7 protein-coding genes, 1 tRNA gene and 1 pseudogene are annotated in these 9,836 nt (G+C 47.9%); 2 read left to right on the top strand and 7 right to left on the bottom strand.

The window, feature by feature from the left end:
* A pseudogene (locus L5656_RS08865) lies at window positions 1-816 on the top strand (integrase core domain-containing protein); the annotation flags it as partial.
* A 1-nt stretch (window position 817) separates the two neighbouring features.
* Here L5656_RS08865 and gltX read toward each other — a convergent pair.
* The 7 genes from gltX to L5656_RS08830 all read right to left on the bottom strand — a co-directional run bounded on the left by gltX (window position 818) and on the right by L5656_RS08830 (window position 9,587).
* Window positions 818-2,260: a glutamate--tRNA ligase gene (gltX, locus tag L5656_RS08860; RefSeq protein ID WP_297201995.1), complete on the bottom strand. Its 1,443-nt coding sequence runs from the start codon at window positions 2,258-2,260 to the stop codon at window positions 818-820.
* Between the two features lie 88 nt (window positions 2,261-2,348).
* The gene (locus L5656_RS08855) at window positions 2,349-3,500 is read right to left on the bottom strand and encodes a glycosyltransferase family 4 protein (RefSeq protein WP_297201992.1); all 1,152 of its coding nucleotides are present in this window, start codon (window positions 3,498-3,500) and stop codon (window positions 2,349-2,351) included.
* A gap of 15 nt (window positions 3,501-3,515) precedes the next feature.
* A complete protein-coding gene (locus L5656_RS08850; protein ID WP_297201989.1) occupies window positions 3,516-5,798 on the bottom strand; it encodes a vitamin B12-dependent ribonucleotide reductase in 2,283 nt (760 codons plus the stop codon).
* Window positions 5,799-5,847: 49 nt separating this feature from the next.
* A complete protein-coding gene (locus L5656_RS08845) occupies window positions 5,848-6,552 on the bottom strand; it encodes a two-component system sensor histidine kinase NtrB (protein WP_297201986.1) in 705 nt (234 codons plus the stop codon).
* A gap of 47 nt (window positions 6,553-6,599) precedes the next feature.
* Window positions 6,600-8,318 carry an ABC-ATPase domain-containing protein gene (locus L5656_RS08840; protein ID WP_297201983.1) on the bottom strand — a complete coding sequence of 573 codons (1,719 nt, stop codon included), beginning with the start codon at window positions 8,316-8,318 and terminating at the stop codon, window positions 6,600-6,602.
* Between the two features lie 49 nt (window positions 8,319-8,367).
* Complete coding sequence (locus L5656_RS08835) at window positions 8,368-8,559, bottom strand: hypothetical protein (protein ID WP_297201980.1); 192 nt, start codon at window positions 8,557-8,559, stop codon at window positions 8,368-8,370.
* A gap of 86 nt (window positions 8,560-8,645) precedes the next feature.
* Window positions 8,646-9,587, bottom strand: coding sequence for a D-alanine--D-alanine ligase (locus L5656_RS08830; protein WP_297201977.1), 942 nt, complete (start codon window positions 9,585-9,587; stop codon window positions 8,646-8,648).
* 172 nt (window positions 9,588-9,759) lie between these two features.
* On the opposite strand from L5656_RS08830, the gene L5656_RS08825 reads away from it, so the two are divergent.
* Window positions 9,760-9,836, top strand: a tRNA-Trp gene (locus L5656_RS08825).

Below are 9,836 nucleotides of genomic sequence, written 5' to 3'. Positions count from 1 at the left end.
CCCTACACTATACGTAACATCCTACGCCGTTCCGGGGTTAAGTGCCGTAAAGTCAAAACTTATAATGGTCAAAAACGTTATTTCGTAAACCTCTCAGCCTTCAAGCCCTTACAATTCTGGCAAATCGATACCAAGTACATAGCCGACCAGCATGCCTTGCCCCTAGAAGCTTATGCCGCTATTCTGCGTAACAAGTTGCCCAAGTACCAGTTTACGGCTATCGACATCAAAACCCGATTAAGGTTCATAGCCTATGCTACCGAGCTCAACTTCAAAAATGGCCTAACCTTCTTACTCCTCCTGGCCTATTGGCTACGGGCCTTCGGAGTAATAGACCACCTTTTCTTCCAGACCGACAATGGTGAGGAATTCGGAGGCTCAGCAACCTCCAGAAAACGAACCCTTATGCAGAACTTTATCTTCAACCACCTAGATGTCTCTTTGCTAAATATCCCGGCCGGACAAAAGCAGTTCAACACCTTCGTCGAGCGCTCTCACCGTACTGATGACGAAGAATTCTATGCCATTAACCTAGCAAAAGTGACTTCCAGAACCTCCTTCTTCAAAATGGCCCAGGACTGGATCCTGTATTTCAACTACCAACGCTCTCATTTCGGAAGAGACATGAAGGGCAAAACGCCAGTCCAAGCCCTTCATGCCTCCCGTATGGCCATAAATCCTGCCGTCGGTGCTATGCCCGTACTCCTCCTAGACCAGGTCTCGCTATATCTTGACTACTTCTGGAATATCTCCACTATCCCCTGGGATAACTCCCCCAAAAATTTAAAGCTTGTGAACGAAACTATGGCTCATTACCCTAGAAATTCCGCCTTATCCATTCTATGGCCTGGTCAAGGCGGGCAAGGACCTTATCTTTCCCCAGGAGTTCTAAAATATCAAAGAGCCCCGGCCCCATAGTGCGACCTGATACAGCAAGGCGCGTAGGATGGATAAGCTGGCCAGCAGGGATACCCAGTTCTGCGGCTAAATCGCGGTAGGCCTTCTCTGTGGTTTCTTTGTTGAAAGGCTCAACGTTTTTCAGCCTTTCCTTGGCCTGCTCAAGGAGATCTGCCGTTCCGGGAATAGCGAAAAATTTGCGTACCCCCTTCTCTTCATACTCGGTGATGTTGGTAAAGAAGTAGGAAGCCGCATCGGCTACTTCGGATAAGGTCTTTACGCGGTCACGAACCGCAGCAACTACTGCTCGGACATGAGGGTAACTATCCTCAGGTAAAGGTTCGGGAACGAAACCCTTAGCCTGCAGGAAAGGAATGGCCAACCTGGTCACTTTGTCCAGGTCCAAAGTGCGGAGGTAGTGACCGTTTATCCAGGTGAGTTTTTTGTTATCGTATATGGCTGCATTCTTTGATACTCTTTCTAGGGAGAACTGGCGTATAATCTCTTCCAAGGGAAGGATTTCTTCATCTCCCTCTGGCGACCAGCCCAGAAGGGCAAGATAATTGATGATGGCCTCTGGAAGGTATCCAGCTTCGCGATATTCCTCTACAGAGGTGGCACCGTGCCGCTTGCTGAGCTTGGTACGGTCAGGTGCTAGAATCATAGGAACATGGGCATATAACGGCAGTTCATATCCGAGGGCTTGAGCTACCAATATTTGTTTAGGAGTATTGGAAAGGTGTTCTTCTGCCCTGATGACATGGGTAATCCCTAGGTCGTGATCATCTATTACGGTGGCAAAATTGTAAGTCGGGATACCATTAGATTTGACAATGATAAAATCATCTAAGGTAGAATTATCGAACACTACTTCTCCCCTGATCACATCCTTGACTACTGTAGTTCCCTTATCAGGTACTTTCAGGCGAATAGTAGGGCGCCTGCCCTCATCTTCCAGACGGCAACGTTCCTGAGGTGTTAAGTTGCGACAACGGCCATCATAAGCCGGTGCCCGGCCCTCTGCTTGGGCCTGACGGCGTCGGGCAGCCAGTTCCTCCGGAGTACAATAACAAAGGTATGCTTTATCTTCAGCCAGCAAACTTTCAGCTGCTTTACGGTACAAGTCTAGACGTTCGGATTGTAAATAGGGACCTTCATCCCACTCCAGTCCTAACCATTTAAGCGAATTTAAAATTTCCCGGTAAGATTCTTCCGAGGACCTTTCTAGGTCGGTATCATCTATCCGTAAAATGAAGGTGCCCCCGTGCTTGCGTGCGAAGAGCCAGTTAAAAAGGGCTGTACGGGCTCCGCCGATATGGAGGCTACCGGTAGGACTGGGAGCAAACCGTACACGTACGTTCAAATTGCATCCACCTCTTTTCTGGCTTAAATTTCATAGCATGTAGAGCTTGGAGGGTATAGTTCATACGAGTTTTAAGTTCCATCTGATTTTATACCCTTTTTTTGTTACCTGCTATCAACTCTTCATAAAATGTTGCCAGTCGCTGAGCCATACTGGCTGAAGAAAACTGGCGGACGTTTTCTCGGGCTCGGACGCTCATAATTTGGCGTATTTCTTCGTTGCTAATAATGTCTTTAACAGCCTTGGCAAAGAGCTTTTCATCCGGAGGGACCAGAAACCCATCTACGCCGTCCTGTACCATAGCTTTTACTCCGTAGGCGGACACAGCTACTACGGGTAGCCCGGCTGCCTTGGCTTCCGCTATTACCAAGCCTTGGGTTTCGGTCATGGAGGAAAAAACGAAAAGGTCTGCTCCACGGTATATATTAGGCATCTCTTCAAAAGGGAAAGCTCCCAGGAAATGGACCGCTTCCTCTATACCTAATTTTTCCACTTCTGCACGCAATCTTTTCTCCCAGGGTCCGCTCCCAACCAACACTAAATGGGATTGGGACAAAGACGCCCGGATGAGGGCGAAACTCCTCAAAAGGAATTCCAAATTTTTTTCTTTCCCTAAGCGGCCTACATAAAGGAGGATTATGTCCTTCTCGCCCAACCCGGTATAACTTCGGAGCCACGTGGGGTCTGCTCTCTCATAAGATGATATATCCACACCCGTGGGAAGAACTTCCACCCGGGTGCGTATACCGGAGTTCTGCAGGAAAGAAGCAATCTCGGGGGAGGGAGCAATAACCAGATGGCAGTGGTTACAAAACCAAATGGTATATCGGCGAACCCAAGAACTCGCCCATGCCGGTGCTAAAGGGAAATAATGAATATACTGTTCATAAAGGGTGTGATAAGTGCACACTAAAGGTAGTCCTAATTTTAAAGCAGCCCTTGCTCCCAACTGGCCCAGAAGAAAAGGGGAATGGACATGCACTAATTCTACTTCCAGACGTTTCAATGTATCTTTGAGCCCAGGCGCCCAAGGAATGGCTACGGCGAATTCCTTAAAATTGGGAGCCCTAAAAGACGGAAAGCGAAAGACGTCCTCTTCTTTCTCTTTTTGCCCGTAGCTTGGTGCAAAAATATATACCTTGTGCCCCTTTTTCCTAAGTTCCCTGGCAAAAGTTTCAATGGAACGCACAACCCCACTACGGTAAGGGCGGTAACTATCCGAAAAAATAGCTATATGCAAATTCAAAAGCCTCCATTATCCGCATTTACTAAAGCCGCACGTACAGGTAACACAGCCTTCTTGATAGCGTAAGGGTGCCCCGCACTCCGGGCATATACCTTTTTTAATAAGCTCTTCCTCCCTATTCTCCCCCGGATTTTCCCCCTGACTGCAATTTTCCTTGGCAGCGCAGACTTCTTCCAAAGCTGCGGCTATACTGGTTGAAAGCTGAGGACCGTGTTGCTGCCAATTCTTCAGTTCCTGAGCAAGGACCCGGCCTATAATGTCTGGGCAGGATTTGCCGACTATGTCTTTATCGGTGGCCCGCCTACGCATATAGTTGGGACAGCTTACCGAGGTTAGCTGGTCGATAATAGCCTCGGGGGCTATATTAGCCCGCAAGGCTAAAGAGATGAGCCGGCTTACTCCTTCGGTAAAACCACTGCAGCCGCCTGAAGAACCGGTAGTTATAAAGGTTTCGATAAGCCCCTCCTGGTCGTAGTTTACAGTAATATACATCTTGCCGCAACCGGTCTTAACCTGCTCTGTGACCCCTATGGTGCGCTTGGGACGGGGCCGGGGATAGGTTTTAGCCTGTTGTTTAAGGTTACTACCGAGGGGCTGGGCACCCGTAACATACACTTGGCTTTCCCGGCTGCCCGACCGGTATACCGTAACCCCCTTGCATCCTAGCTCGTAAGCCAGTTCAAAGACGCGCCGCACGTCTTCTTTCGTGGCAGTGGGCGGAAAATTGACCGTCTTAGATACGGCATTATCCGTGGCCCGCTGGAAGGCTGCCTGCATACGTACATGCCATTCCGGAGCGATTTCTAAAGCTGTTACAAACACCCGGCGGATCTCCGGAGGGATTTCAGGTATATCCCGAACATTACCCGTTACGGCTACCCGGGCTATGATGTGCTCGGCTTCTGGAGGGGAGAAATTTGAGCGAACGTATTCTTCAAAAACCGGATTTACCTCGGTCAAGCTTGCACCGTCTAATACGTTTTTAGTGTAGGCTAAAGCAAAAACAGGTTCGATACCCGAGCTAGTTCCGGCAATCATACTTATGGTACCTGTAGGAGCTATAGTTGTACAGGTGGCATTCCTCCGCTTTTGACCCCGGTAGATGCTTTTTTCGATGTTGGGGAAACTTCCCCGCTCTTCGGCCAGGCTTTCGGAAGCCTTCACTGCCTCCTTCTGGATGAAAGACATCACTTTATATCCCAAATCAACCGCTTGTTCAGAGTCATAGGGTATCTTAAGCTTAAAGAGCATGTCCGCCCAACCCATAACTCCTAAGCCGATTTTGCGGTTGCCCCGTACCATCTCGGTAATTTTATCAATGGGGAATTGATTGACCTCGATCACGTTGTCTAAAAAACGTACCGACCAGTAGACAGTATTGGCTAGCTTGTCCCATAAAATTTTTCCATTCTCTACCATATGGGCGAGATTAATGGAACCCAAATTGCAAGCCTCGTAAGGTAGCAAGGGCTGTTCACCGCAGGGGTTGGTAGCTTCTATCTCTCCCAGCTCAGGAGTGGGGTTTCCTTCATTCAGGCGGTCCAAGAAAATAATCCCCGGTTCACCATTGGCCCAGGCATGGCTTACGATTTCATCGAAAACTTCCCGGGCTTTAAGCTTGCCATATATTTTACCATCAAACTTAAGTTCATAGTAATCGTCCCGTGCCAAGGCTTCCATAAATTCCTTGGTCAGGGCTACCGAGATGTTAAAATTGGTGAGCTCATTGTTGTCTTCTTTGCAGCGTATGAACTCTAATATGTCGGGATGGTCTACCCGCAGGATGCCCATGTTGGCGCCCCGTCGAGTACCACCCTGTTTTATGGCTTCAGTGGCCGCATTAAATACCTTCATAAAGGAAACGGGGCCCGAGGCTATTCCACCGGTAGAACGTACGGGGCTATTCTTAGGACGCAGGCGAGAAAAAGAAAAGCCGGTACCTCCACCACTTTTGTGTATAAGGGCAGCATCCTTAAGGGCTGTAAAGATGGCCTCCATACTATCTTCTACTGGTAGAACAAAACAGGCCGAAAGTTGCCCCAACTCACGGCCCGCGTTCATCAAAGTAGGGCTGTTAGGTAGGAAATCTAAAGAGGTCATTAGATTATAAAAACGATTCGTGTACTCCTCAAGCTTGTCCTCAGATAACCTAGGATTAAGTTTTTTCTCTGCCAGGGCAATTGCCTTGGCTACTCTCATAAACATTTCTTCCGGGGTTTCTACCGGGACGCCATTTTCCTTTCGGAGGTATCTTTTCTCTAAAATCAACCTTGCATTGCGAGTTAGGTTCATGATCTCCCCCCAAGTTATCTACAATTTTATCCACATTATCCACTAAATGTTAAGGTAGAGGTAGATAAATACTAAAACAACTCCCCTCCCCTACCCGGCTTGAGACCTTGATTTTACCTCCATGTCCTTCTATTATCCGCTGACTCAAAGTCAACCCTAACCCGGTCCCTTGTTCCTTTGTGGTATAAAAGGGGTCAAAGATTTTAGGCAGTTGTTCCGGCGGTATCCCGGGACCGTTATCCTTGATACTTATGACCACCATATTTTCCTCTCGATCTACATGGCTTTTTATCTCTACCCGGCCGCCCGGGCCGGTGGCTTGGATGGCGTTAGATGCTATGTTAAGAATGACCTGTTTGATCTGCGCCGGATCTAAGAAAACGAGAGGCAAGTTCTCTCCCTTGATAAATTCTAACATAACTTCGTTCATCAATGCTTCCTGTTCGGCTAAAAGCAGGGCCTCGGATATCAGTTCGTTTACGTCAGTTATTTTAAGCTGGGGTTGCGAGGGCTTGGCCAGTGACAGAAATTCTTTGATTATGTTATTAATACGATCTAGCTCTTCTAGCATTATCTGGAAATATTCCCGTTCAGGTCCCTCCGGATTGTACCTGTGCTGGAGGAGCTGAAGAAAGCCGCGGATAGAGGTTAGAGGATTTCTAATCTCGTGGGCCATCCCCGCAGCTAGTTCACCTACTATAGCTAGCTTTTCCCTCAGGTAAAGCTTTTCATCCAGTTCAAAGGTTTCGGCCATGGCGATCACCCCTTTTAATATCTTCCACGGCCAGCAAGATTTTCCTTCTAAGCTTGAACCACTTTCAGGGTCCTTAACCTGTTGATGGCAGCCGCTATTTCCTGAGGCCGGGGTAAAGCGTAATCCCCGGGATGCTGGCCGTAGAAGGGGGAGATTATATCGAGGCCTTTTCTGTTTATATCCTCCAACACAAGATGGATAAGTTCTTTTAGAGTCCGGCGGTTATCGCAATAGCGCTCCGAGAGGTAACGGATAATATCGCCAATGGCCCTAGTCTGCGAGGGATCGACTAATTGTTCGACGTAGGAAAGATCGATGTCTTCATAGCCGAAAGTAATTTCATCCACCCCGTGGGCTTTTATTTTAGTCTTTCCTCGGCGTCTAGGGTCAAAGCTTTCCTTCAACGGAATGCGGGGACGCAATCGTCCGAAAGGACCACCTTCTTGCTGCCTGTGGGTTACAAATTTTGCAGCGATCTCTTTGGCCTGTGAAGTTACATCCCGGGGAATATAACCGTCCATCATTATAACAGTATCGGCTACATCAAAATAATCTCCAGAACCACCTACTACCATGATAGTAGAGATACCCATCTCTTTCAAGTGTTTAACCCGATCGATGAAAGGTGTTATGGGTTCTTTTTCTTTCGCTACGAGTTGCTGCATCCTGTGGTCACGAATCATAAAATTGGTAGCGCTGGTATCCTCGTCTAAAAGAAGAAGGCTTGTACCTATCTCTAACGCTTCTATAATGTTTGCTGCCTGCGAAGTACTCCCGCTAGCTTCCTCAGTGGAAAAAGCTTTTGTATCCTGCCCATAGGGTAAATTATTTATAAACGGACTGATATCTACCTTTTCCACCCTACGGCCGTCTTCAGCCCGTATTTTTACCGCATCCGCCAACGTCACTACTAGCTCGCGGCCGTCGCCAGGGATATGGTTGTAAACCCCTCGCTCTAAAGCTCTAAGGAGAGTAGATTTTCCGTGGAATCCCCCCCCTACGATCAGAGTAATGCCCTGAGGGATACCCATTCCCCTAATCGGGCCGGCGTTAGGAGCTTTGAGTTCCACCTCTAAAGTAGGCGGGGAAACAAAGGGAATGGCTTTCTCAGCAGGAAGCGGTAACTGACTTATGCCGCTCCTTCGGGGTAAGATAGCCCCGTTACCCACAAAAGCTACCAAACCTGCGGGTTTTAATTGTTCCCGCAGGGCTTCCTGGTCTTCAGCCACTGCTACGTGACGTCGCGCTTCTTCCAGGTCTCGAGGACCGCGGCATAGAAGCCCTTCCTCAATAATTCGAGGTATATCGCCGAAGAGCATTTCGGCGGCTTCTCGACCTAGGATAGTCCGTCCCCTAGCGGGTAACCCCAGTGACAACCGAACCTCAACAAAATCAGGGGAGATGATCATAGCTGTACGGGGTAGTATTTCTTGGCCACCACTATCAATGAAGAGCAAACCACTTTTTCCTGTACCACGATGTCGTGGACCTAACGCGCGTATAGCTTTAGCTACTCGGCGAGCGAGGAAATCTTCAAGAGCTATCCGGCGCACCCTTGTAGACCAAAGGTCAGCGGGCCAAGCGGTTTTTTTATGATCTACCCTTATCCTTACCCGGGAAGGACTGGCAAAGGGATCTCCTTGGATATAGTCGAAGTACATAGTAAAATAATCTATTTGATATACACCATGGAGTTCTTTATATGCTTTATACCCTCTACCGTCTATGGAGTTAAGTAGGCGGGAGAGCTGTTCTTTGTTCTTCATTTCCCTTCCCTTTTAACCTAAAATTTCACCTCAAAATTAAATCCAGGTTTTAACCTGGTAGCTCTACCCGGGCAGCCGGTGGGGCTATTTCGGCTGGATCCGGTGTTAATTTATATTCTATACTGATAAGCCCCTTGGTGTGAATATGGATATACCGCTTGCAATGCCGACATTTTATTATAACAGTATTCCCTTCTATTTGGCATACTATCTTTTTGCACTGACAGCGGAAATCTTTCACCTGGCCCGCCCTCCCTGCGCGGTTTTATGTCCATACCTTCACAATCTAGCTTATTTTTGTACATGTATTTTCGGTATAAGTACTTGTTATTCCTTCTGCGTTTCCAAGGCCAGATCTACTATTTTTTGTACCAAGTCCGGGAAACTATATCCGGCCGCCCGCGCAGCATCGGGCAAGAGACTAGTAGAGGTTAATCCGGGTATACTGTTTATCTCTAAAATATAAGGGTCCTTCCCTCCTGCTACTATAAAATCTACCCGTCCAAAACCCCGGCATCCTGTAAAAGCGTAAGCTTCTTTAGCTATTAGCTTAATTTTTTCTTGAACCTCTTGGGGTAACCGGGGTGGAATGATGTGCTCGCTTAATCCTGGTGTGTATTTAGCTTTGTAATCGTAAAAGCCTGTATGGGAGATGATCTCAATAAGAGGCAATACCTCGGGCTCTTCGTTACCTAAGACGGCTGCAGTAACTTCCGGACCCTCTAAAAACTTTTCCACCAAAACACGGTTATCGTATTGTAAGGCCTCGGAAAGGGAGGGAGCGATCTCCCCTTCGGAGCGGACGATATAAGTACCTATAGTTGATCCTTGGGTCGGTGCCTTGACTACAATAGGTAACCCCAATCTTTCCCGGATCTCTTTTATTGTTTGAGAAAGCTTTTGCCCTAGACACTGGTCACGAGAAAAAACTAAAAAAGGCGCTGTCGGCAGACCAGCCTGTTGTAACAGCCGTTTGGTAACTATCTTGTCCATGGTTATGGCGCTAGCCAAAACACCGCTGCCGGTGTAAGGTATTCCCAGAAGTTCCAACATACCCTGCACTGAGCCGTCTTCTCCGGGCTTACCGTGAAGGGCAATGAACACCAAGTCCGGACGAGAGTTTAAAAGTTCCGAAGGCGTACGGGGAGAAAGATCGAGTTTATACACCTCATGCCCTTTGGTTACCAGTGCCTGATACACCGCCTCACCACTTTTTAAAGATATTTCCCTTTCACTGGATGGGCCGCCCATAAGCACGGCTATTTTCATAGGCTAATTTCAGTCCTCCTTTGTACCCTGTAATATAATTTATATTCCATTTTCCCCGGAAGAAACCTGCCCGAGGCAGGTAGCTTTGTCGTGCAAAAAATTAAGCCTTGACAGCAGAAGCATGCAAGGCCTTGACTATGATAGCGGTTAAAGTTTATAATAAATGTAGTGCAGGGGCGTAGCTCAATTTGGCAGAGTAGCGGACTCCAAATCCGTTGGTTGCAGGTTCGAGTCCTGTCGCCCCTGCCA

This window comes from Thermanaeromonas sp. (genome assembly GCF_021890735.1).
In the GTDB taxonomy this organism is placed as follows: Bacteria; Bacillota; DSM-521; order Neomoorellales; family Neomoorellaceae; genus Thermanaeromonas.
The sequence above is the reverse complement of the archived record's forward strand: the minus strand, read 5'-3'. Positions and strand labels throughout refer to the sequence as shown.